Source organism: Candidatus Symbiopectobacterium sp. NZEC151 (genome assembly GCF_025962655.1).
In the GTDB taxonomy this organism is placed as follows: domain Bacteria; phylum Pseudomonadota; class Gammaproteobacteria; order Enterobacterales; family Enterobacteriaceae; genus Symbiopectobacterium.
The window spans coordinates 232,143-258,694 of record NZ_JAGFPE010000003.1 but is presented as its reverse complement, the minus strand read 5'-3'; the positions used below and the strand labels follow the sequence as shown (position 1 = coordinate 258,694).

The 26,552-nt window shown below is 55.5% G+C and carries 10 protein-coding genes; 1 reads left to right on the top strand and 9 read right to left on the bottom strand.

The features are described from left to right. Window positions 1-31: 31 nt before the first annotated feature. From J5067_RS11865 to J5067_RS11845, 5 genes are all read right to left on the bottom strand, one after another. Window positions 32-9,079, bottom strand: coding sequence for a putative Ig domain-containing protein (locus J5067_RS11865; RefSeq protein ID WP_264651196.1), 9,048 nt, complete (start codon window positions 9,077-9,079; stop codon window positions 32-34). Between the two features lie 280 nt (window positions 9,080-9,359). Further along, window positions 9,360-10,160, bottom strand: coding sequence for a phage tail protein (locus J5067_RS11860; protein ID WP_264628213.1), 801 nt, complete (start codon window positions 10,158-10,160; stop codon window positions 9,360-9,362). Between the two features lie 306 nt (window positions 10,161-10,466). Beyond that, window positions 10,467-12,572, bottom strand: coding sequence for an HlyD family efflux transporter periplasmic adaptor subunit (locus tag J5067_RS11855; protein WP_264651195.1), 2,106 nt, complete (start codon window positions 12,570-12,572; stop codon window positions 10,467-10,469). Next, complete coding sequence (locus tag J5067_RS11850) at window positions 12,569-13,903, bottom strand: efflux RND transporter periplasmic adaptor subunit (RefSeq protein ID WP_264627906.1); 1,335 nt, start codon at window positions 13,901-13,903, stop codon at window positions 12,569-12,571. The genes J5067_RS11855 and J5067_RS11850 overlap by 4 nt, the downstream gene beginning before the upstream one ends. Next, window positions 13,900-14,688: an efflux RND transporter periplasmic adaptor subunit gene (locus J5067_RS11845; RefSeq protein ID WP_264644369.1), complete on the bottom strand. Its 789-nt coding sequence runs from the start codon at window positions 14,686-14,688 to the stop codon at window positions 13,900-13,902. Before J5067_RS11845 ends, J5067_RS11850 begins: the two co-directional genes overlap by 4 nt. 386 nt (window positions 14,689-15,074) lie before the next feature. Here J5067_RS11845 and J5067_RS11840 point away from each other — a divergent pair, with 386 nt between their 5' ends. Then, on the top strand, window positions 15,075-16,310 hold the full coding sequence (locus tag J5067_RS11840; protein WP_264651194.1) for a hypothetical protein: 1,236 nt from the start codon (window positions 15,075-15,077) through the stop codon (window positions 16,308-16,310). A gap of 17 nt (window positions 16,311-16,327) precedes the next feature. Here the strand turns inward: J5067_RS11840 and J5067_RS11835 are convergent, their stop codons facing one another. The 4 genes from J5067_RS11835 to J5067_RS11820 all read right to left on the bottom strand — a co-directional run bounded on the left by J5067_RS11835 (window position 16,328) and on the right by J5067_RS11820 (window position 26,073). Then, the gene (locus tag J5067_RS11835; protein ID WP_264651193.1) at window positions 16,328-16,993 is read right to left on the bottom strand and encodes a two-component system response regulator DcuR; all 666 of its coding nucleotides are present in this window, start codon (window positions 16,991-16,993) and stop codon (window positions 16,328-16,330) included. Window positions 16,994-17,082: 89 nt separating this feature from the next. Continuing rightward, window positions 17,083-18,372: a dicarboxylate/amino acid:cation symporter gene (locus J5067_RS11830; RefSeq protein WP_264644054.1), complete on the bottom strand. Its 1,290-nt coding sequence runs from the start codon at window positions 18,370-18,372 to the stop codon at window positions 17,083-17,085. A gap of 626 nt (window positions 18,373-18,998) precedes the next feature. Further along, the gene (locus J5067_RS11825; RefSeq protein WP_264651192.1) at window positions 18,999-20,750 is read right to left on the bottom strand and encodes a ShlB/FhaC/HecB family hemolysin secretion/activation protein; all 1,752 of its coding nucleotides are present in this window, start codon (window positions 20,748-20,750) and stop codon (window positions 18,999-19,001) included. A gap of 16 nt (window positions 20,751-20,766) precedes the next feature. Continuing rightward, window positions 20,767-26,073, bottom strand: coding sequence for an MBG domain-containing protein (locus J5067_RS11820; protein ID WP_264651191.1), 5,307 nt, complete (start codon window positions 26,071-26,073; stop codon window positions 20,767-20,769). Between the last annotated feature and the right edge of the window lie 479 nt (window positions 26,074-26,552).

Below are 26,552 nucleotides of genomic sequence, written 5' to 3'. Positions count from 1 at the left end.
AACGTTAGCGCCTTCTGCTGTAGACTTGTTGTTATCCCTGTTGCTGACCCCTATCGGACAATGCCTGCTCAATGGCCGACAGGCGTTGTCCTTCAGCATCTCCAATCTGTTGTAATTGCTGATGCAACGACGGGGTAAATGTCGCTGCGGTTTGTTCGGTTACAGGAGTCGTGCCGCCTGCCCTCGCGGTATCTGGATTCGTGCCGATACCCTTCCAACTGCCTTGGTCAAACACTTCCATCGGCGTTAGCGATGGCAAGTAAATGCCAGAGAACACGCTGGCAAGTGAGGACGAGCCACCCAATGCAGGATCCTTGCTGAAGCTTGGGAACGATCCCAATGAACTGTCAAACTGGGTACCGTTACTGTGTGCCCGCCCACCAGCGAAGGTCGAGGCCACCTCGCTGGTTGGCACGTTGTCCGCTGGGCGGTCGTGGCGCGTGGAGGCGAAGATGGTGGACATCATTGAACCTGCTGCGGCTGTATTTCCGGTGTTGAAACCGCCGAGCGAGTTTGATGAGAACAGTGAACCCAAGGTCTGTGGCGCAGCGCTCGCTGTCAGGGATTGCGGCGTTTGGCTTTCTCCCGAAGGGGATACGCTGACACCGTTGGTCACGCGGAACTGCGGATCGCCGCTGGGAACATCCGTGCGGGTCACGGTCAGGGTAAAGTTGGTACTGACCGACGCATCGCCGTCGTTGGCGGTCACCTTGATGCTCAGGTTGCCGACATCGCCATTGCCCGGCGTACCGGAGAAGGTGCCAGTGGCGGCATTAAAGCTGAGCCAGCTTGGCAGCGGAGAGCCGTTTGCCAGGGTGGCACTCAGCGTCAGGGTATCGCCATCCGGATCGATGAAGGTGCCAGCCGGTACGGTGAAATTGAAGCCGCCATCCTGCGCCACACTCTGTGGCGGGATGGTGCCGGACACTACCGGCGCGTCATTGACGTTGGTGACGGTCAGGCCAAAGGTGGTGCTGACCGACGCATCGCCGTCGTTGGCGGTCACCTTGATGCTCAGGTTGCCGACATCGCCATTGCCCGGCGTGCCGGAGAAAGTGCCGGTGGCCGGGTTAAAGCTCAGCCAGCTTGGCAGCGGAGAGCCGTCTGCCAGCGTGGCACTCAGTGTCAGCGTATCGCCATCCGGATCGCTGAAGGTGCCTGCCGGTACGGTGAAAGTGAAGCTGCCATCCTGCGCCACGCTCTGTGGCGGGATGGTGCCGGACACCACCGGTGCGTCATTGACATTGGTGACGGTCAGGCCAAAGGTGGTGCTGACCGACGCATCGCCATCATTGGCGGTCACCTTGATGCTCAGGTTGCCGACATCGCCATTGCCCGGCGTGCCAGAGAAGGTGCCGGTGGCCGGGTTAAAGCTCAGCCAGCTTGGCAGCGGAGAGCCGTCTGCCAGGGTGGCACTCAGCGTCAGCGTATCGCCATCCGGATCGGTGAAGGTGCCAGCCGGTACGGTGAAAGTGAAGCCGCCATCCTGCGCCACACTCTGTGGCGGGATGGTGGCGGACACTACCGGCGCGTCATTGACGTTGGTGACGGTCAGGGTAAAGCTGGTACTGACCGAGGCATCGCCGTCGTTGGCGGTCACCTTGATGCTCAGGTTGCCGACATCGCCATTGCCCGGCGTACCGGAGAAGGTGCCGGTGGCCGGGTTAAAGCTCAGCCAGCTTGGCAGCGGAGAGCCGTTTGCCAGGGTGGCACTCAGTGTCAGCGTGTCACCATCCGGATCGCTGAAGGTGCCTGCCGGTACGGTGAAATTAAAGCTGCCATCCTGCGCCACGCTCTGTGGCGGGATAGTACCGGACACTACCGGCGCGTCATTGACATTGGTGACGGTCAGGCCAAAGGTGGTGCTGACCGACGCATCGCCATCATTGGCGGTCACCTTGATGCTCAGGTTGCCGACATCACCATTGCCCGGCGTACCGGAGAAGGTGCCAGTGGCGGCATTAAAGCTGAGCCAGCTTGGCAGCGGAGAGCCGTCTGCCAGGGTGGCACTCAGCGTCAGCGTATCGCCATCCGGATCGGTGAAGGTGCCTGCCGGTACGGTGAAATTGAAGCTGCCATCCTGCGCCACGCTCTGTGGCGGGATGGTGCCGGACACTACCGGCGCGTCATTGACGTTGGTGACGGTCAGGCCAAAGGTGGTGCTGACCGACGCATCGCCATCATTGGCGGTCACCTTGATGCTCAGGTTGCCGACATCGCCATTGCCCGGTGTGCCGGAGAAAGTGCCAGTGGCCGGGTTAAAGCTCAGCCAGCTTGGCAGCGGAGAGCCGTCTGCCAGGGTGGCACTCAGCGTCAATGGGTCGCCATCCGGATCGGTGAAGGTGCCTGCCGGTACGGTGAAATTAAAGCTGCCATCCTGCGCCACGCTCTGTGGCGGGATAGTACCGGACACTACCGGCGCGTCATTGACGTTGGTGACGGTCAGGGTAAAGCTGGTACTGACCGAGGCATCGCCGTCGTTGGCGGTCACCTTGACGGTCAGGCTGCCAACATCACCATTGGCGGGCGTACCCGAGAAGGTGCCGGTAGCCGGATTAAATGACAGCCAACTGGGCAGTGCCGTGCCGTCTGCCAGCGTGGCACTCAGCGTCAGCATATCGCCATCCGGATCGGTGAAGGTGCCAGCCGGTACGGTGAAATTAAAGCTGCCATCCTGCGCCACACTCTGTGGCGGGATGGTGCCGGACACTACCGGCGCGTCATTGACGTTGGTGACGGTCAGGGTAAAGCTGGTACTGACCGAGGCATCGCCGTCGTTGGCGGTCACCTTGATGCTCAGGTTGCCGACATCGCCATTGCCCGGCGTACCGGAGAAGGTGCCAGTGGCGGCATTAAAGCTCAGCCAGCTTGGCAGCGGAGAGCCGTTTGCCAGCGTGGCACTCAGCGTCAGGGTATCGCCATCCGGATCGGTAAAGGTGCCTGCCGGTACGGTGAAGCTCAGGCTGCCATCCTGCGCCACGCTTTGCGCCGGGATCGGGGTTGCGACCACCGGTGCGTCATTGACGTTAGTCACGGTCAGGCCAAAAGTGGTGCTGACTGAGGCGTTGCTGCCATCGGTGGCGGTAACCTTGACGGTCAGGCTGCCCACATCACCATTGGCGGGCGTACCCGAGAAGGTGCCGGTAGCCGGATTAAATGACAGCCAACTGGGCAGTGCCGTGCCGTCTGCCAGCGTGGCACTCAGCGTCAGGGTATCGCCATCCGGATCGGTGAAGGTGCCTGCCTGTACGGTGAAATTGAAGCTGCCATCCTGCGCCACGCTCTGTGGTGGGATGGTGCCGGACACCACCGGTGCTTCATTGGGCAGTGTTACTGTCAGGGTAAAGTTGGTGCTGACCGAGGCATCGCCGTCGTTGGCGGTCACCTTAATGCTCAGGCTACCGATATCGCCATTGCCCGGCGTACCGGAGAAGGTGCCAGTAGCCGGGTTAAAGCTCAGCCAGCTTGGCAGCGGAGAGCCGTCTGCCAACGTCGCGCTCAGCGTCAAGCTGTCCCCGTCCGGATCGCTAAAGGTGCCAGCCGGTACAGTAAAGCTCAGGCTGCCATCCTGCGCCACGCTTTGCGCTGGGATCGGGGTTGCGACCACCGGTGCATCATTGACGTTAGCCACGGTCAGGCCAAAAGTGGTGCTGACTGAGGCGTTGCTGCCATCGGTGGCGGTAACCTTGATGGTTAGGCTGCCAACATCACCATTGGCGGGGGTGCCAGAGAAGGTACCGGTAGCCGGGTTAAACGATAGCCAGCTGGGCAGTGCCGTGCCGTCTGCCAGCGTAGCGCTCAGGGTCAGCGTGTCACCATCCGGATCGGTAAAGGTGCCTGCCGGTACGGTAAAGTTCAGGCTGTTATCCTGATCTACGCTTTGCGCCGGGATAGGGGTTGCGACCACCGGTGCGTCATTGACGTTGGTGACGGTCAGGCCAAAGGTGGTGCTGACCGAGGCGTTGCTGCCATCGGTGGCGGTAACCTTGATGGTCAGGCTGCCAACATCACCATTGGCGGGGGTGCCCGAGAAGGTACCGGTAGCCGGATTAAATGACAGCCAACTGGGCAGTGCCGTACCGTCAGCCAGTGTGGCGCTGAGCGTCAGGGTATCGCCATCCGGATCGGTAAAGGTACCGGCGGGTACGGTGACACTCAGGCTGCCCCCTTGTGCAATGCTCTGTGCCGGAATGGTATTGGAGACTACCGGCGCATCATTCACGTTAGTCACGGTCAGGCCAAAAGTGGTGCTGACCGAGGCGTTGCTGCCATCGGTGGCGGTGACCTTGATGGTCAGGCTGCCAACATCACCATTGGCGGGGGTGCCAGAGAAGGTACCGGTAGCCGGGTTAAACGACAGCCAACTGGGCAGTGCCGTGCCGTCAGCCAGTGTGGCGCTGAGCGTCAGGGTATCGCCATCCGGATCGCTATAGGTGCCTGCCGGTACGGTAAAGTTCAGGCTGCTCTCCTGATCTACACTTTGTGCCGGGATAGGGGTTGCAACCACCGGTGCGTCATTGACGTTGGTGACGGTCAGGCCAAAGGTGGTGCTGACCGAGGCGTTGCTGCCATCGGTGGCGGTAACCTTGATGGTCAGGCTGCCAACATCACCATTGGCGGGGGTGCCCGAGAAGGTACCGGTAGCCGGATTAAATGACAGCCAGCTTGGCAGTGCCGTGCCGTCTGCCAGTGTGGCGCTGAGTGTCAGCGTATCTCCGTCCGGATCGCTAAAGGTGCCTGCCGGTACGGTGAAGTTCAGGCTACCTCCCTGCGCCACGCTTTGCGCCGGGATCGGGGTCGCCACCACCGGTGGATTCCCTGCGATCAGCGTCAAGGTGGAGGTCGCGGTGCTGGTGGCATCATCGTTGACCGTGACCGACACGGTACGGCTACCCGCCGTCGGCGTTACGGCAGCATTGTTATACACAATGGCGCGCAGCGCGATCTGGAAAGCTTCCACCGTCGCACCGCCCGTCAGTGTCACCGTCTGGCTACCATTACCGGTGACGTTGATACCGGCAGCATGGGCGGCGAGTAACGCCTGCTGTGAAAGGGATAAGGACTCACTATTGCCGTTTGTCGTCCCGGCCAAACTGAGCGTCAGTGTCCAGAGGCGGGAATCCCCGTCGGTTTGACTCAGGGTTGCCAACGCATCCGTCACCGCAATGCCCGTAGCAGCGGATGTTGGCACCGTGGTGGTGTAATTAGTGCCAGTGGTACTGCCATTCAAATCGACCTGCGGGGCGGTGCCGGAAGCAAACTGTGATTCATAGGCACCGATATCCACACCGCCCTGACGAACGCGATCCAGCCCGCGCACATCGGTGTCACCGGTGATGTAGAAGCGGCTGCCCTGATTGATGGCGTTGCTGGCCGTGGCGGCCAGTCGCGGATCGGATGACGACACCTGATCCACACTGCCACTCAGAATGTTGTTGCCGCCGTACAGGGTGTAGCTACCGCCAGCCGGTTGTCCCGTTGGGGTGTAGGCTACAATATCCTGGCTGGTGCCGGTAATGATGGAATTGCGCACGCTGGCGACCCAACTGAGGGCATTGTTAATGAATTCAAAGACAATGCCGTTGGTCTGACCGGTAATGGTAGTGTTTATCAGGCTGATGTAGGTGGTGGTGGGGTTACCCTGATTCCCGGTTAACCACAACCCGCTGATACCGAAGGTGCTGCCCGCCGGGTTGATACCGGTATTGTTGGTGATGGCGGAGTTGGTTATCGACAAGAAGACGTTTTGCTGGGTCCTCGACACGAACAGCCTGATCACCCCTTCATTTAAATTGCCAACCATAAGGTTGTCGTGAATATTCACCCGGTCGAAATCAAAGTTGTAGGTACCGGGCGCAATGTTAAACAGGTCGAAGACGCCATTGCCGAACATGGTGTCACGGTTGCTTGAAATATCCACGTTGTACAGCCGGAAGTTGACATCGCTGGCACTGTAGCTGATCCCAAACACTCCGCCGGTGTCGGTACTGTAATCGGTGGTGAAATTGGTCAGTGTCAGGTTTTGGATCGCCAAGGTGATGGATCCGGTAACGATTTGAAAACCGGAATAGCCGCCACCGTTCAGGGTGAAACTTTGGCCGTCAATCAGCACGCTGTCGGTCGGCGACAGAATGGAACTGGCGAGGGTTACGTCGGTCTGGAACACGATACGATCGATACCCACCGTGTTATTCGCCCAATACAAGGCTTCACGCAGACTAAGCCCGCCGCCGTCATTGGCATCCTGTTGTACCGAACTGCCAAAAGTTGCATCGTCGCCGGTATCATCGCCGGCGGTGACATACAAGGCACTGTTGCTGGCAAGCACGTTCACGTTTGAGGCCAGGTTGAGTGCTGTGCTGTTGTTGCTGCCGCCGTTGTCGCTGACGGCGCTCAGGGTGACAGCACGCGTAGCCGCGGTGGCGCTGGCGCTGCTATTGCCATAGCGCAAGCCATCTACCAACCCGGCGATCTCACTGTTACTGGCGCTCATGCCGCTTAATTGCAGCGTGACGGTGTTACCGGAGCGTATCACGCTGTAGTTGCCGATACCGGTCAGAGTGCCGCTGCTGTTGGCGCTCAGATTGATATTGTTGCCGCCAACGTTGATAAATTCACCGCTGTCGGTGACATTGGAAACGGTCAAGGTCAGCGAACTGAAGGTCTGGCCGCTGTCGTTGGTATTGGCTAGCACGCCGCTGAACAGATCAACTGAGCCCGCCATCCCGCCGATAAACACCGGGTTGCTGCCGGTGGCACTCAATGTCGGCGCATGGCCTGCGCTGGCCGTGGTGGCATCCACCTTGACCACACTGACCGTATTATTACCCGCGCTGTCCCTGGCCACCACATACACATCATACGCGGTGCTGGCGGCAAGGCCGGTCAAGGTAAAGCTGAAATTGTAGGGCGCGCTGTTCAGCACCTGGCTGCCCGAGGCGGGGGCGGAACCCCCTGCGGCATTTTGCCCGGCAATTACCTGTGCGGCGGTCGGCGCGCTGGCACCATCGGCCACCACCACATAATAGACATTCCCCCCCTCACTGACGCTGCCGCTGAGATTGAAGCCGCCCGCTGTGGCGTTGGAGACCGCTGGCGACTGGTCGAACGTCGGGGCGATATCATCGGCTACCACCAGCGTCACTACCTTGTCATAGGTGGCTTCGCCATCAGACACTTGCAAGCGTACCGAGTAGGTGCCCGCCGCCATGCCGTTGGCGTTGACCGCTTTCAGGGTGTTGCCGCTAATGGTGAACAGGGCGTTATCGGTGCTGCCGTTACCGCTGACCAGACTGTAGGTAAACACGCTGGAATCCACATCGGTCGCCGTCAGGGTGGCGACAGTCCCGTTGCTGCCGAGCGATTGCGCAAAGGTGGTGGAGGAGAGCGTAATATCGGTCGGTGCATCGTTCACCGGTACCACGGTGACTTCGCTGCTGATATTCGGCGCAACGGTATTGTTGCTGGTGCCGGAATCGGTCAATTGCGTTAGCGTGACCGTGCGTGTGGCATTGCCGGGGTTGTCGCTGCTGTTGCCGTAGGTTATGCCGGACAGCAGGCTGCCCATGTCGCTGTTGCTTAGCGTGGCACCGGTGATGCTGACGGTGGCGATACCGCCGCTCAGGCTGACACTGGCGGTGCCAAAACCGCTGCCGAGCGAGACGCTGTTACCGTTGCTGAGCGCGACATTGATGCCGTGAATGGTCAGGTATTCGGTGCTGCCCGCCACGTTGCTGACGGTAAATGCCGCGCTGGAGAAGGTTTGCCCTGTGTCATGGGTGTCGACACTGATGCCGGTAAACACACCGACTTCTGCGCCGTTCTCGGTGAACGTGGGGTTGGTCCCGCTGCCGCTGGCCGTGGGGGCATTATCGGCAGATTGACCCGAATTGGTGGAGGTAAAGTGCCACACCAGTACGCCGTCACCACTGGTGTTTTGTGTGTTGACGTGAAAGGTGATGGTTTTATCATTGCCATTGACCGTGGCAGAGATATCCGCCGCACTGGTAGTTGCTGCGTTGTCCTTGGTGACTGAGGTGATAGCCAGTAGCGTGCTGCCGGAGAAGGTAAAATCAAACGATTCCAGTCCGTCGCTGGCGTAGATGCCATTAAGCATGACCATGGTAATGGTCGAGTGGACGGGGTCGATATCGGCGTACCAGTTGGAATTGTCGACATCAAACCCGCCATCAAGAAACAGTTCGACCCCGGAACCCACTGTGCCAGTGGAAAAGGGAAAATCGTCAATCAGGAAATCGACCGTGGTACCGCTGACATCGAGCGTGTGGCGATAACCGTCAATATGTATTGCGCTGGTTTCGATACTGCCGCTCTGACTTTCCAAAACCCAATCGCCGCCCAGTCCGCTGGCACCCGTAGTATCACTGGAGGCCGCCACATCAGCGCCAGTGAGCTGTGCCAACAGCGTGACGAAACTTTGCCCGGAGTCCTGCGCCACGTCGCAACCGTAAATCAGCAAATCCCCCGAATCTGTTAGCGCGGCACCCAAGGTGGCGAGATCGGCGGCACGGGTGTTAGCGGTGTCGCTGTTTAGCGTCAGGCTGCCTAACTGGATTTCCCCTTCTGAACCGTGGCTCAGAATATGGATGGCGTCATAGCCGTTGTGGCTTTGTGCCCACTGCACCAACTGGCTGAGGCCATCTTTGCTGCCGTCAAACAGCTCGACTTCAATGCCCGCCGGGACGTTATCCACCAGCGTTTGATAATCGGTGACAGAGGTATCGATAAACACCACTTCTTTACGTACTGTTTCGCCGACGACCGCAATATCGCTGGTACCGCTGCTGTCATCGTGATTGTTGGTGTGATCGGTTTGGCTATTTTGCGTCTGGGTACCGTCCCCTGCATGGGGCGCGTCGCTGCTGTCGCTCGCGGCGGTGGCGTTGGCATCCGGTGCCGATGACGCGGTGTCCGTCTGGGCGACAGTGGCGGCGACAGCACCATCAAACATCATGCGTGCTTCAAGTAGCACCCCGAGTGGGGTCGGTGAGGTAGCATTGAATGCGGCAGTGTTTCGGTCGCTGTTTCTGCGGGTTTGTAACAAATGGCGCCATAGCATAAAAATACTCCCAAAATCATTGCCTGGTGATCACAATCGGAAGGGGAGACGCTAAACCTCACGTAACAAAACAGCGAAAAAAAGTTGCCACATGATTGTTTTGTTGTCTTGGTGTAAATCTAAGTTAAAAACTTATCCTTGGAAATGTAAATTTAGCAATCGGTGCTAAAAAAATAGAGCGTCTTTTGGCAATGCCAGGTTAATAACCGTGAGTGGCAGATCATTGCAAAAAAAACCCTATCGACCTGATGTTGCCAATAGGGTCGATAGGGAATAACACTTACTGACGCTGTGGGTAAATTCCTTGTGCGGCGATGCAGGCGGTCAGCCCTAACGCTGGGTCTCGAACCGAGAAGGCCGCGCCGGAGCCGGTCACGCCGACTGAGACGTCAGGCACCTTGAACGAAAACGCCGGGATGGTAGGCGAACCCGTAACGGCAACATCGGCCTCCAGCTTGGAACCGACAGGTGGTTTGGTCTGCACATAAGGCCCTTTGAAAGTGGCATTCTGGTTGCCGGCACCCACTGGCACCGTGGCGCTTATCACTGACAGATAGTTAGTCCCTGCCGCGGGTACGGCGGTGCCGCTGCTGGGTATCGTGGTGGAAAGCGGCAGGCTGGCGGTGACGCTCAGCGTACCTGGCACGGCCGGTATGGTGACGTTATCCGCAGTCGGCTGCACCTTGGTGACGACATGGGTGTGCGGTGCCAGATTGCTGGTGTTGAGCGCGATGCTTTCCGTCCCCATCACTTGCCCACGGGTGATGGTGCTCAACCCCGGCCCTTGGCCGACGCCGACAGCACTCCTGCCGCGCAGGTCAGGAATACCGAAGGTGCCTTGTGCCTGGTTTCCGCCGAAGGTGTTGCCGACCAGTGTGAAAAGCGCCTGATAGGCATTGATCGAGAGAATTTGTCCTTGTGCGGGCAGGTATCCCTGCGGGCAGAAATCGGTGACCATATAGCAGACAGACCCGGTTAGCGGGTCTGCCGCGCATGCAGAAGCCTCTTCCGGGTGCAGTAAGACAACAGCCAGAGAGGTTGCCAGCGCAGTTTTGGCAAATAACGATGCAGTGAATTTCATATTGACTCTCCTTGCGAAAAACTCGTCTTTAGGGAACAACATGGATGTACAAAAATGATTAGCTTTCTTATTATTTTAAATAAGGACTAAAATGCAGAAATAATGGCTATCTAAACACCATAGCTCAGCGTTTTTAATTTGTTAGTGTTAGAGAAAAAATTTTAATTTATTTAAAACACTCCCAGGCTTGATAGGGGGTGTACGCGGGAATAACCGAATTATCTCAGTTAATGTGTGGTATTCATTATCTAATAAAATAGGTAACGCATTGAAATGTAATTACATGTGATGATTTTTTATCTGAAATTAAAATCCGCTCTCTCTTATTCCCAACGCTGCGATACGTCGCCACGCTGCACCCAACAACGATTCTTTCTCGCCTTGTAAAATAACGCTGCCGCGTAAAGGTTGCTGTGGCAATGGGGTTTGCGACATCAGCGTGAAGCGCACGCTGTAGTGCGCCTGTACCGGTTGGGGATATTGCTGATTGTCGCGGCGAACAGCAATGGGGCCATGGCGGTCAGACGCCAGCATTTCCTGTTGCAAATAAGCGCTACCGGTAGGCGCAATCGTGGCTAAGCGCACTGCCTGACGTGGAAAGGCCGGGTCGTCGGCGAGGAAGACGCCCTCCATACCTTGCTGAGCGCGTGTCAGGCGATCTTCGGGAATATAACCCATCACTCGTCCTTGAAGGGGGTCTATGACCCGTAACAGGGGCGTATCCGCGGTTACCCAGCGGCCAAGGGTGGTATCCCGGGCAATGTCACGCACTACCCCGGCTTGCGGTGCGCGTAGCACCAGGCGTTGCTGTTGCGCAGCCAAGCCCCGGTAGCGAGCCAGTGATTCCGCCAATTGCCTGTCGAACACCTGCGTTTCACTGGCCGTCTCCTGACGAGCGGCTCCCCGCCGTAACTGCTGTTGCAACAGTGCAATACGCTGGCGTTCAATATCGAGGCGATAATCGAGGTCGCTGGATCCCAGCTCCAGCAGGATATCTCCGGCATTAACCTGCTGACCATCGGTAACATAGAGGCGTTTTACCTGTGCGGGCAGCGGTGAGTAAAGGGTGCTGACGTTGGCGGCTTCCAGTACTGCCGGGATATGCACGCTACCGCGCCAGGGATAAAGCAGGACAAGCAGCGCCAACAGGCAAAACAGGATGACGCGCAGCAGGGATGCAGGCTGTATGGATGACCGCATAGACCACCAGATATAAGCTTCTTTTAAGATAGGCAACGCAATAAACCAGGCGATCTCAATCAGCATCAGGCCGATACCGATCACCTTGATAAAAAAGTGGTACACCACCAATGCGATGCCAAAGAACAGGAAGAAACGCCAGATCCACGAGGCGTATCCCCAGATAAGCAGTTTACGTTGCAGGTCAGGCGACCAGGTTTCCGGCGGCGGATGTCCGTAGCCAAACAGGCTTTCACGCAGTCGCCAACGGCATAGGGCGTAAGCACGCTCCTGCAAGTTTTCCACGCGCCAGAAATCGCTCAGTAAAAAGTAACCGTCAAAGCGCATCAGGGGGTTCAGGTTTACCGCCAGCGTGGTGACCCAGGTTGCACTGGAAAGCATAAAGGCCGCGGTGCGCATCGGGCCATCGGGCAGCAATGCCCAAACCAACAGTGCAATCCCGGCCAGCAGCATTTCGGCCAGAATGCCGCCAGCGCCAATCAACAGGCGTGAGCGCCGATCTTTAAGTTTCCAGGCATCGCTGACGTCAGTATAAAACAAGGGAAACATGACAATAAAGGCCACCCCCATGCTCTGCACCCGGCAGCCAGCGCGCTTCGCCATAAACGCGTGGCCTAGCTCATGAAAAAATTTGGCGAACACCAGAGAGACACCGAATACGGCCATACCGGACAGGCTGAACAGATGAGGAAACGCGTGGGTATAGCGCACCCAGTCACGGCTGACCAGAAACAGGCCCAACGCCAATAGCAGCGGAAACACGCCAATGAGAAAAGGCGTGCCATAGCGCTGTAACCAGGGCCAGCAACGATTGAGAATCGGGTCCGGACGCCACAGCGGAATGCGAAAAAACAGATATTGATGCAGTATCTTTTTCCACCAACGGGTATGCAGGGCGCGCGCTTTGTCCAGATAGCGTTGGCGCTGCTCGGCATCCCCGGAACTGACCAAATCGTGCTGACGCAGAAACTGCAACAGTTGCTCCAGCTCCTTTACCCGCAGCGGCAAACCCGGTTCCTGATTGGCTGCGGCCAGAATCTGCTGCGGGTGGCGCAGCGACCAATAGCGCAGCATCCGGATCGCGGACGGTGCCAGCGTGAAGTAACGCCCGGTGATCGGATCGGAAAGCACCCATTGTGGTGCGCCGTTGCTGCCGGGGGCGGATTCTGTCAATTGAAGATCGGCGCGCAGTGCTGGCAACAGCGGATTCATAGCCCAATAGCCTGACGGATCACGGCCAGCGGCCGACGGAACAGATAAACCGCCAATGGAACGTAGTCGCCAGACAGTTTAGCCGTACCGCGCAGGCCAATACGCGGCGGTGCGTCGGTAAAGCGACCATCCAGTCGGTAAGCCAGATTCCCTGCCGGTGTCTGCTCTGATTCATAGGCGATACGCGACAACTGCGCCGCGTGGGGCGTCAGGGGATCGCTGTCGAGGAACAGCGTAATCGGTGCATCCTGCTGCAATTGAATGGCATCGCCGACATCCAGCTCGATACGCAATGCGGCCAGCATCGGGTCCGCCAGTTCCATCAACCGTTCGCCGGTGCGCACGGGTTTACCCGTCCAACGGTCCGCGTCGGCGAATACGGCGATACCGTCACGGTCGGCCCGAATCTCCGCTCGGTTAAGCAGGGCAGTGGAATAATCACGCTCGGCGCGCTTTTGCGCTACCTGAGCAGACAGGAAGTCCAGACGCGCTTTGGAATCCGCATCCTGAAACGCACGCTGCGAGCTAGCGCGGTATTCCGCTTCGGCGACGTTGAGTGCTCGCTCCGCCACGTCAGCTTGCGCTTTTAGGGTGGTGTCATCAAAACGCACCAGCACATCACCCTGATGGACGCGTTGGTTCGGTTGCACGACAAAAGATTGAATCACGCCATCCAGCGGAGCCGCCACGACGCGGCCCTGATGAGGGACCACTTCCGCGGGTGCGAGCACAGACTGACGCACCGGAATAAACAGGCAGGCAACTATTAGTAGCAGTGGCACGGCGATTTTCCAGCCAGCCCGGCGCTTGCGCCAGCGCGAGGTTTGCGGCTCAAGCGCCAGCCAGGCGTGGCTAAAGGCCCCGCCAAGCTGCTCTGCCAGAACCCGATCGGCGTTCTGCCACGGTTGCTCACGCGCATACCAGATGGCTCCAAAGGTGTTGCCTTTACGATCGGTTAGCGGCGACCACAGCGCTTCGGGAGCGGATAACGCTTGCCAGTCACGACGGCTCTGCTCATCAAGCTGTGTGGCTTCGATCACCGAGCATTGCCGAAATGTGTCGTTATCTGCTGCTTGCAACTGGGTGCAAGCTCGCTCGATAAACGCGACAAACGGCGCATGGGGCGCCGGTTGCGTAACGCCGGTCACTGCGCGTACCCGTCCATTGACGATCAGGGCGGCATGGCGAAAGCCAAACAGCGGTTGGCTATCGTTGACGATGCAGTAGGCCAGTTCTTCGCTGGTGGCCGCCGCACGAGCCTGCCTTTCGACGTCGAGAAAACGGGCGAATACCGCGGCACTGGCCGTGGTAGGCGAGGCGGGGCTGGTCACTTCGCCTCCGGGAACTGCGCAGTACCGCTCATTCCTGCCATCAGGCTCTGATCGGGATGCGCCAGGGATCCGGTCAGACCGAGGGTCTGGCTGCTCTCATCAATGCGCGCACCCAGTCTTGCTACTGTGGCTTGCAGCGGTTTGCCGGTTTCGTCGGGTGTAAACGTGAAGGTTAAACCGGGTTTTAACACTGACAGCAGGCGTGACGAAACCAGTAAATTAATTTCCAGATGGCGGTTGTTCACGACATCCAGCAGCGGTGCGCCCTGCGCGACGCTCTCATAAGTCTGAGCGCGGCGTTTAACGACTTGTCCGTCGAAGGGGGCGTTGATGCGACAACGATTGACCTGAATCTGGTACACCTGGCTTTCCGCTTGCGCCTGCGCAAGATGGGCGGCGGACAATGCCACGGCGTGTTTACCAACGGATTTCAACTGGGCCAACTGCTGATTTTGGTTCAGTTCAGCCTCTGCCGCCCGCGTTGCCGCTTGCGATGCGTTGAGCTGGGCTTGATAAATGGCGCAATCAAAACGCACGACTACGTCGCCTTTTTTGAACGCTTCCCCCTCCTTGAACGGCATCTCGACAATGCGTCCCGGCAGATCGCTGGAGAGGGTGGCCTGATCGACCGCGACCAAAATGCCGCGCGCTTGATTATCGGTGCGGTTCATCGGCGTATCGCTGGCGACAGTGGGGGCGAGAAGCGGATCCGACACATTCGCCCGTACTGGCTGAAGCAGTGAACCAAGAAAAAGCAGACCTACCGTACAGCGGTAACCCAACATGTTAACTCTATTCACTCTCGCCTGCCTTTGCTGCGAAGGTCGTGATTAACACCGAGAATACACGATGGAATTCGGTGTTACGTTCTGTTAATTGTTTGTATTTTAATGTTTCGCAGTATAGCAAATGGGGCCAAAGTCGGAAGAGGGTGACGATCGGTTCCGGTAAAAATTCCTTGTGACAGAGATCTTTCCGCAAGCGCACGCTTCAAGCCCGACCCTATACGTGATAGGCGTTTTGTTTACGCCTCATCGCGTAAAGGCGTTCCCTTAAAATTTCATTGTGCTGGTTATGAAATAATCATCGTCACGAATGTTGTCGCTGTCTTGGCGACTTACATAGCCGTTAGTCGTGAAATGATCAGTAATCAACGAAAGGTACAAGCGTAATGATGATAAAAAATGGCGGAGTCACTCTATCACCACGAGTGAATGGAACAACGACCACCCGCGTCGGTGACGGTGATATGACTACCCGTACTGAGCCAAAAAAAGCGGAACCCAAAGGCAAACTGCAACGGCTCTTATCGGGCATCAGCAACAACTCTTGCACCTTTTCTAATGCGGTAAAAAATGCGTTTGTCGGTATCGGTGAGGTTTTCAAGAGCATCGCGATGAAATGGGGGGCGGGTGCCTCTACCCCTGCGCGTATGCCGACGAAAAAGGCATACGCTGCTGATGCGACGGCACAGTGCAATACGCTGCTATTAGGCCTAGTCTCTGGCGAGCGTGCGAATACCGTGACGCCAAAAAGCATTTTGAGTCCGCTGCTTAACGACGGAAATCCAGTTCCTGGTGATAGTGACAGCGATAAAGATAAAAAAATGATTTTTGATTACCTCGTCAAAAACCCAACGAGCCATTTGTTTAGCAGCGACAATATTCGTTGCCAGGGCGATTACATTTATTTCAAGAAGCCTATTTCGCTGGTTCGGCAGGGCAACGATCTTTTATTTATCACCAACCCGATGGAAGGACGGGCGATCTCCAGAGTGAAGATTGACACGCGTGTTGGCACTAATGGGGAGTTCCGTGGTGAAACCGCTATGAAGGTTTTGCGAGACGAAACGCTAACGTTCACTAGCCTGGCCGATCTATGCCAAAAAATGACCGCAAATCCGCAACGCAATATCAGCGCGATGATGACGGGTAATACCGTTAAAAGTTTTCTCAATGGTGATAAAGCCCAGGCAAAATTACTCCTCTCCGGCGAGCACGCTGAGCGGTTTAAGGCATTTGTTTCAGTCGATGCCTCCGGGAATTATATCTCGAAATATCCTGTCAGCGATCTGGCGCAACCGACAACGTGGCAGCGTGTCGAGACTAATGGCGCGCTGAACGCATCGGACGCCCCCGCTGTGTCGCATCATGCCTCTTCCCGGGCTTCCTCCAACAACCTGTCCGCTACCCGTCGCACCATCAGCCCTGGCGCGGGACATGTGCGTGAGATGGCTAAGCGTTTTGATGCGCGACCGCCTGTTACTGACCACGCTTCGGCTCAGCATGAGGCACCAGCCCGCAAGCAGGAGATATCTTCTAAGATTAAGGCTCTGCAAGATACATTGGCTGCGAAGGTGAACCAGAACAAACCGTTAGGTGGCGGTATTCGCCAACGCTCCCGGTGATAGCGCTACTATGCTGATTACTGAGCGGAATGAGAGAATAAGCGGTACATATACATAGGCCTTCCTGAGGTGCCATAGTGAAACTGTGCAGTAAGCATCTGTTTTTCAGAAAGGTAGAGCAGATATTTTCGACAAGATACGCATGATAAACCGATAGCGTTTGCCAGCATTTTGGTGGAGAAGGCTTGCTCTTGATTGCTTTTAATCCAAGCAAACACGATGCGTAATGTCACGTTCGTTAGCCCTTTGGGTAATGCACGTGATGCTGTTGGGATTAAAACGGGTGTATCACTTGCCCATTGTCTATATACCGCTAATTTTTCCCGATAGGCACTTAAATTATGCTCAAGCCGGGTGAATTGAAAAGGCGCTAATAACCAATCAACCATGCGGTGAGCATACGGGGCATCTTTTTGGTTGAGGATATGACAGTCTTTTTTGGAAGCGATAAGCATGACATGGACATGGTCATTCTCCTCACACAGCTCGGAAAGTAAGCTGCCTTCATGGGTATAGGGGATGTTTTGATTGAGTAGCACAAGGTCGACCTTAGGTTCATCCTGTGCTAAGAAACATTTTGCTTGTATGAGCGAAGAGGCTATTCCTGAGCAGTTAAATCCGCGAACATGGTTGACGTAGATCCGGTTTAATTCTGCGACCGGCATATTATCGTCAACAATCATTACATTAATCACTGTATCTCGTCTCCATTCGCACGATAATAGGCGGGCAATAGCACGTCTATTATCGTTTCGATTTTTCTATGTATAAATCAGCTGGATTTTGTTTCTGCCATTACCAATATTGTTTCCTCTTCGGAATGGTCATAATCGTCTTCCAGTTTGGCAACGACAGCGGTAGCGATACCATTTCCAATGACGTTGGTCGCTGTACGCCCCATATCAAGGAACTGATCGATACCAATGATGAGCAAAATGCCAGCTTCCGGTAAATTGAACATCGGTAATGTCGCGGCTACGACAACAACGGCTGCACGAGCGACACCTGCCATTCCCTTGCTTGTTATCATCAGCGTCAGAAGAATCATGATTTGCTGTGACAGATCCAGATGGATGTTGTAAGCCTGAGCGATAAACAGGATGGCAAACGCTTGGTAGATCATGGAACCCACAAGATTAAACGAATACCCTAATGGCAGAACGAAACTGGTGATTTTCTTCGGCACGCCAAAAGTATCGAGTGCATCCATGGTTTTAGGATAGGCCGCTTCACTGCTTGCGGTAGCAAATGCCAGCATGCACGGTTCACGTAACAATCGCGCTAAATTCCACGTTGCATTTTTACCCAGAAACAATGAACCGACGCCCAGCATCAATGCCCACAACAGCAGTAGACCGAGGTAAAACTCACCAATCAATTTACCAAAATCAAACAGCAGGCCCATTCCTTGTGTTGTGATTGACGATGCGAGCGAGGAGAAGACCGCAAGCGGAGCCAGGCGCATCACGTAGTCAGTGATACGAAACATCACTTTGGCCAATTCTTCAATCATCTTTTCCATGCTTACGCCGTGCTTACTTTGCCCTTTGACGTAAGCTAACGCAGAACCAAAAAACAATGAGAACACGAGAATTTGTAAGATCTCATTATTTGCCATGGCTTCGACGATGCTGCGTGGGAAGATATGACTAATAAAACTTTTCAGCGTAAAGCCTGTCACGTTCATCCCAGTATCAATTGTGGCTGTTGCCGCCGGGATCTCCAGGTTCATACCGACGCCTGGTTGAAATATATTTGCGAACAGAATACCGATGAACAGTGAAACGAGAGAGGCGCTGACAAACCACGCCATGGCTTTTAAACCAATGCGTCCTACAGATGAGGAATTTCCCATGCTGGCTAATCCTGAAACCAGAGTGGCAAATACCAGCGGTGCGATGATCATTTTGATCAGACGGAGGAATACATCGGTGATCAGGTTAAAATATGAAGCAATATTTTTGGCTTCATCAATACGCAGGTACGTGTGACAAGCTCCACCGACGATAATACCTAGGATAATCGCCAGTACGATATAAAACAGCAATCTATTTTTTTTCATTCTAGGGAACCTTTTGAGGGTGAAGTAGCCAGGCAATAATCTATCTCTGCAATATTTTTTAACATATTATAATGGGGCGTTTTTTTTGGCCCTCTATAGAGTGATGCTGAAGTAAGATGCTATATAACAGCCATACGTTGTACCTTGCTTTTAATGATAATGATAAAATGATTACGTTAAAGAATAGGGAAATAAAAACCACCTGATAAAGTATCTGCAATTGAATGCGGTAGTTTGTGTCAACCTATCTGCTACACCTTTCCCTGTGTGACCGCTATTTAATATGATGTGTAAATAGGTATCTATCACAGTGCGCCCACATCAACTGTCACGGAGCATTGAGTCTCTTCAACTCCAAATAGAAATATCACATAGGTAGAGTGCAATATGGCAATCGTTGGGTGCAGTCTAGTGGAGCGTATAGCGGTAAAATGGGCAATTTATCACTAATTAATCGTTTCTAATGAAGAGATGTAGCCAAAATGTATCTGAGTGAAAAATCTAATCCCATAATAAAGTGGTAGGTAATCAGTAGAGATCGCTACGTGGTGGTATATGCCTGTGGTTGCGGTGAGGAGTGCGGAAAAAATCCGCATACCTATAAGGCATGCGGATTAACAAAGGGATCAGAAGAAGGTTAGCACGCGCAGATTGACACGATCGTCATCGGGTTCGCCGCTTTGTTTACCTCGGGCATATTCAACGGAGACCATGGCGCTGTTAGGGCTGGCTATCTGGCTGGTACTCAGACGTAAACCCAGCCCGTAAGCGCTACCGTGCACTTCTTTTTGTTCTAACGCTGTCGGTTTTGAGAGCCCAACGGTGCCCAGTGAGCCAAAGGCGTAAGGCATCAGTGCATTTCCAAAGGTTGGTGCCCAGGAAAATGCGCCTAATGGCTGTGGCAGACCCACTTCTGCGCGCCCTATCAACGCACTGTCACCGCTCATCGTGCCAGCGTCGAAAGCGGAGATCCAACTTGAACCGCCCATAGAGACCTGCTCGGAAGAGGGCAATACGTTGTTAAATGCCGTTTGTGCCAATCCAGCCAGTGAGAGCTGCACCTTGCCGTCAGCCAACCCCTGGCTGTAGTTCATGGTCAATTCCAATTTTTGAAAATCGGGTTTGGCACCGTCTTTGCTCATGGGGAGGTCAACGCTTCCCTTTCTGGCTCCGAGCCCATCGATGCCGAAAGAGGCGGTCAGGGAGGAAGAAAAGCGGGAGGCGTAATCCGTTGTGGCATCGAACGACTGCGTCACACGCAAGATGCGGAGCTTATCCTGTGTAAACGGGATATCGAGATTGTTGAGTTGCAGATCCTGCTGCTCATTCTGAATATCAAAAGCCACCAGCGTCGAGGTATTGATATCGCGGGCGCGCAGCCAATGGTACCCCACGCGGGTTGAAAAACGGTGATACCGATCGCGGGTGGTGACAGCTGTTTCCGATGTCGGTTTGGTGCGGCTATCAACCCCTTCAAGGTTTAGCCAGAAACCGTCGGTGCCTAAGGGGACGACAAGCCCAAGCGCAAACTGGCGGCTGCGCGGCTCGCTGTCCATGATGGCATCATCGCCGCGTGGATAACCGTTCAAACGCATATAGAGCTGATCGCCCAAACCGGTGATGTTGTTGAGCTCTCCGCCGACGCCGAGTGAATATTTGCCGAGCTCATCGGACTGCCCGTTATCGAGTGAGACGCTCCCGGTGATAGGGTTATAACGCCCATCGACGATCAACACGGTGGATCCGGGTTTGCTTCCCGGTTGCAGGGTTGATTTGAGCATTACGCCCGGCGTATCGCCCGCCAGCAGTAAACGACGTTCTAGCAGGCTACGCGTAAGGCGTTTTTCTCCCACAAGCGGAGCCAGCACGCTTTCCATCCGGCGGCGGGCCGTGATCGGAAAGGCGGAGGCATCGATTTTTTCAATAAAGCCATCGGTGATAATCACCCTCAGCGGCGCGCCGTCATTAATTTGCTGAGGTGGCAAGGTGACGCGCGTTAGCAGGTAGCCTGCGTTGGCATACGCGGCTTCCAACTCTCGTGCCGCAGCAAATAGCAGGGCAGCCGAAACGCGCTTGCCTTTGAGCGTGGACTCAATACGGGCTGTTTCTTGCGCCAGTTCAGGATAGCCACCCTCAACGATGATGCCTGATGGCACAACGTACAACTGCTCTGAACCTTGCGGCGCATGCAGACCCGTGGTTGCAGGCAAGGTGATCCGCCCGCTATCCCGTTGCTGCACGGGGGCGTAAGTAGGTTGTGCTAACTGGCCCGCCGATGGCGCAGCCGATGCTGCGCTGGTGCTGAGGCCGATACCGATGCACAGGCTGAGCAGCGTCGGTGACAAAAATGCTGGTGAAAACAAAGATGATACTCGCATCAAAAATCTCTTTTTATTATTTGCCTGAGCAAGAAAGTGCGTAGTCCGCGCCTAACATACATACCGCGCCTGCAAGGCGAGGCTCGACGGTGGCCATGACGTCATTGTTGGCACTGCTGCTATCCGTTTGTCCCGATGCCGTCGAGGCTGTAGTGGCATCGTGCGTTACCACCATGCTTGAACCGGTGATCTGTTGCGTCAGGTTTTGGGTAGCGAAACGGTTACCAATATTGGCAGCGAGCGGTAAATCCGTGGGGATCGGCAGGTCGACGGTTAATGCACCATTCACATAGGTAATGTTGTAGTTGGCAAGGCGATCGCCCAGCGCATTTTCAGCCACGACAGCATATTGACCCACAGCCGCAGAACGATCGGCACCTGAACTTGATACGGTTACCGACTCGACGGTATCCCCGTTCAACAGTCCATTAGCCTGATAGCCGAGGGTTGCTGTTTGACCATAAAGCTTGCTGGCGTTATCGGCGCTAATGGTGAGTGCCGCCGGGGTTACGGTCAGTGCGCCATCGTTATAGCTGATGGTGTAGTTGCCCAGTTTGCTACCGGTTGCATCGCTGGCGGTAATGCCGTAGCTGCCGACGTTGGCGGTGCTGGCGTTACCGGTGCTGGTCAGGGTTAACCCATCAACCGTATCGCCGTTCACCAGACCTGCGGTGGTATAACCGAGATTTGCACTGTTGCCGTAGATCTTGCTGGTGTTATCGGCACTGATAGTGAGTGCCGCCGGGGTAACAGTCAGCGTGCCATTGTTATAGCTGATGGTGTAGTTACCCAGTTTGCTGCCGGTTGCATCGCTGGCGGTGATGCCGTAGCTGCCAACGTTGGCAGTGCTGGCGTTACCGGCGCTGGTCAGGGTTAACCCGTTAACCGTATCGCCGTTCACCAGACCTACTGCGGTATAACCGAGGTTTGCACTGTTGCCGTAGACCTTGCTGGCATTGTCGGCGCTGATAGTAAGTGCCGCCGGGGTAACGGTCAGCGTGCCATTGTTATAGCTGATGGTGTAGTTGCCCAGTTTGCTGCCCGTGGCGTTGCTGGCTGCAATACCATAGCTGCCGACATTGGCGCTGGCGGCGTTACCGGAGCTGGTCAGGGTTAACCCGTCAACCTTATCACCGTTGACCAGTCCTGCGGCGGTATAGCCGAGATTCGCGCTGTTGCCGTAGATTTTGCTGGCGTTGTCAGCGCTGATGGTGAGTGCCGCAGGTGTCACGGTTAGGGTGCCGTCGTTATAGCTGATGGTGTAGTTACCCAGACCCGTTCCGGTCGCATTGCTGGCCGCGATACCGTAGCTGCCGACATTAGCGCTGGTGGCGTTACCGGCGCTGGTCAGCATCAGTCCGTCAACCGTATCGCCGTTCACCAGACCTGCGGTGGTATAGCCGAGATTCGCGCTGTTGCCGTAGATTTTGCTGGCGTTGTCGGCGCTGATAGTCAGTGCGGCGGGTGTCACGCTTAGGGTGCCGTTGTTGTAGCTGATGGTGTAGTTACCCAGCCCAGTGCCGCTAGCATTGCTGGCCGCGATACCGTAGCTGCCGACAGTGGCGCTGGCAGCGTTACCGGCGCTGGTCAGCGTCAGTCCGTCAACCGTATCACCGTTTACCAGCCCCTCAGTGGTATAACCAAGGTTTGCACTGCTGCCATAGATTTTGCTGGCGTTATCAGCGCTGATGGTAAGCGCCGCCGGAGTGACGGTCAGCGTGCCGTTGTTGTAGCTGATGGTGTAGTTACCCAGACCCGTTCCGGTCGCATTGCTGGCCGCGATGCTGTAGCTGCCGACGTTGGCGGTAGTAGCGTTACCAACGCTGGTCAGCGTCAACTCATTAACCGCATCGCCGTTTACCAGCCCCTCAGTGGTATAACCGAGGTTTGCACTGTTGCCATAGATCTTGCTGGCGTTGTCGGCGCTGATGGTAAGTGCCGCAGGCGTTACGGTCAGCGTGCCATCGTTATAGCTGATGGTGTAGTTGCCCAGTTTGCTGCCGGTAGCATTGCTGGCCGCGATACCATAGCTACCGACAGTGGCGCTGGTGGCGTTACCGGCGCTGGTCAGCGCCAGCCCGTCAACCGTATCGCCGTTCACCAGACCTGCGGCGCTATAACCGAGATTTGCACTGTTGCCATAGATCTTGCTGGCGTTGTCAGCGCTGATGGTGAGCGCCGCCGGGGTGACGTTCAAAGCACCACTGTTATAACTGATGGTATAGTTGGACAGCCCGACACCGCCTGCACCACTTACTGCGAGACTATAGCTGCCAACGTTGGCCGTGGAGGAGAAACCTAAGCTTGTATAGCCCATCGAGGTAATATAATCCCCATTGACTAACCCGGAAGCGGTGTAGGAAAGGAAGGGGAAGCTGCTGCCATAGACTTTACTGGTGTTATTCGCGGTGATGGTCAGCAGCGCGGGCGTAACGGTGCCGCCAAGGCTGATAATACTTGCCGCTTGTCCGCTCGCGTTAATGGCGGTCAGCCCTGCGGTGCTTAATGTGTGAACACCGACATTGTCTGTAAGCTGAAGCCCATTGGTCAAACGGCCGCTTATCGCGTTCCAGAAACCGGCACCATAATAGGTTGTCGTTGGTGTCGCGCCGTAAACGGCATTCTGTGCCACACCGACGACGCCTGAGAAACCAAACAGTGCGGGGGACGCGGAACCGCTAGCGGGTGCCCAAACTGTGCTATCAAGCCCGCTAAAGTTACTGGCGTTTTTCATTTGAGCGGTAGTGAGCCCAACGACAGTGCTGTTGCTGCTGCCGGAGCCTACCCCCACCGAGGAGGAGGTTTGGGTATTCCAATAGAGATTTTGCAGCGTGCTGAAGCCGTTATATCCGATCAATCCGCCATAGAAGGAGGGCGGCGTCGAGTAGTTAAAGACAGCGGCGGCATAACTATTGGCGACAGTACCACTTGCGTTATAGCCGACCAATCCCCCTGCCCAAGAGTTAATGCCTGTATTCAAGGTACTGGTGGTGTAGACATTATTCAATGCACCGGCGTTATAACCGACCAGTCCTCCGATAAAGGATGCGGCACCGCCCATACCCGATGCGGTTATATTGGCAGCAGAGTAGCTCTGGTTAACTTTCGCCCCGAACGCGTTGTTTCCGACTAGTCCCCCGACATTCTGTGAGCCATTGCCGGATGTTCCTGAGAGATTGATGGTGCCATCGGCATAGCTTTGCAGAATATCTTTATTATTTTGCCCCACCAGTCCGCCCCAATAGGAACCGTTTGAACTGTTGATCGCTGTGATGTTGGCACCAGAATGGCTGTATTTCACTGTTCCGATATTTTGCCCAACCAGTCCACCCATATAGGTGGTGGCTGTGGAAGTGCGCGTCAAGCTACCGGCCGCAGAGGCATAGGCCACCGTACCGGTGTTATAGGCGGCCAACAGGCCGGCATAGAAGGTGGCGGCGGATGAGCCGGTCAATTGCGCCGCCGTCAGCGCGACATTTCTGATGGTGCCGGTGTTATAACCAAACAGCCCTACATACGTATCGGCACTGTTGATTTTCAGGTTGGAGAGGGTGTTGCCAAGACCAGTGAAGATACCGCTGAATGCAGTTCCTGACGATGTTCCGACAAGGGCATTGCTGTAAGTGGTGCCGTTGGCATTCACATTCTGTGCCAGCGCATAACGACCCGATAATCCGGTGGTATCGATGGCATCCAACTGCGCCATCGAGCGTATCAGCGTGTAGCTCTCGCCGCCGATAGAAAGTGATGAATTGGCGCCAGACAGGGTGACGGATTTGCCCGATAGCAACGTATAGTCTTTTCCACTGCCATAATTGAGCGCCAGACCCGCGTTGGTGCCGGTCGCAGCGATATTGCCGTTAAGAGCAATGTTGCCAGCAGCCTCCAGCGTTAACGTGGTATCGGCGGACCAGCCAATATTGCTGGCAACGGTAATATCACCGCTCTGTGTACCGCTGGAGCCTGTTGAAACGGTCACATTCGCCAATGCCAGCGCCCCTTGCAGCGTGCCTGCATTGATGACGCTATCATCGGCGCTGGCGCTGAACCCCGATCCTGTATCGGCGGCCGATGAGATAATCACATTGTGCGGATCGAGCAGCAGGTTACCGTATTTACCACTGTCCGCCGACAGATCGGTTTTGCCCGCGTAAGCGAGTGTCGCTTTGCCTGAGACTTCTGCTTCGCCACCGTTGCCAGCACCCGCACCGCGTGCGCTGATGTTGCCGGCAAAGCGGGTATGCTTATCTGACCACACAACAACGTTACCGCCGTTGCCCTCGATGATCGCATCCGCTTTTACTACGGTGGAGGCATCAAGCGTGGTAGTTGTGGCGCGCTGTGTGCTGCCTTTACCTTGACGTTCACCGCCAATGTTGACGGTGCCACCGCCAATGTTGACGGTGCCACCGCCGGTTTTACCGGAGACATCCACCTTGGCACCCGCCAGAGCAATCGAATCGCCGGTAATGTTCACCTTACCGCCATTTCCCTGCGCCGCGGTGGCGGTAACGGTGCCCGATACGGCAACGTTGCCACCCTCGCCGCCGCCAATGGTGATGGCGCCGTTTTGGCCGCCCACGCTGTTGGCTTCAACCACGCCGGAGAGATTGATGGCGTTGCGTACCGCATTGCGCGCGGTTGCGGCCGTCATGATAACCGCCCCTCCGTTAGCCGATACGGTCCCGTTATTCTGAATCAACGCCTCTTTCACGCCGGAAGTGCTCGGTACCGCAACCTGGAGGAAACCATCGCCAGAGAGATCGAGGGTCACTTTCTCGGCTGCTCCCAAGCCCACTTTGCCTACCGGTACATTGATAAGTCCGTCATTTTTTACGCTCCCTCCCATCAACGCTGCATATCCGCCGCGCCCGACGCTGATGATCCCGGCGTTACTCACCTCTGCCGAGTTTCCGTTTCCGGTAAACTGACGTTTCCCTTTAAGGAAATCCTCATCTTTGATGTCCAGCGTTGAAGCGACAAATCCGCCGCCCACCTTGACCGAACCGGAGGAGGTAATCGCAATTCCGTTCGGGTTAATCAGATAAACCTGCCCGTTCCCGGTGACCGCGCCCGCTATCGAGGAGCGAGTGGCGCCGGTTACCCGATTGAGAATCGCAGAGGAACTGCTCGGCTGGATAAAATTAACTGATTGGCCCTGACCGACAGAAAAACTGTTCCAGTTAACAATGGCCGTATTGGATTGCTGCGTTACCGTCATCGCATTGCCGTTTCCGCCAATAGACACGTTACCCGCTGCGACCGAGGCACCGCCTGGCAATTCTCCGCCCAGGGTGGGGGCGGTGATTGCGGTGCTGACCAAAAGTGCGATGATACGTTTGTTAAACCTGGTGTTAATTTTGCTGTGCTGCGTATAACAAGATGTTACTAAAAAAGGCGATGTCATTAGCATCATTCCTAAAAATGGTGATAGTTGTAAATTTCGTTTCCTTATTATCACACTCTAAATTTACGGTAAATTTACATTTGCACTCATTGGGTTACAAAGTGAGCAAGTGAACAGCGCGAAGGATTAAATGCTGATTAGACGCGCTGTTGATTGTTTTAAATGCGTTTATCACCAGGATGTGGAGCGTTTTTTGCCAATGGGGTTTCTTAAAAAATGGGATACGACTTTAATGCTGTTTTTTTCATCGTTTTTGCGCTGAATTGAGACGTTTTTCTCTGTTTTTTGTGAGCGCGCGGCGGGCTGTTTTTCAAGGGTTGACAACTGTCTTTTCTTTTCAATAGAATACGGGAAGATTTCAGATCTTGTCCTCGCATCATCTCTGATTGATAGCT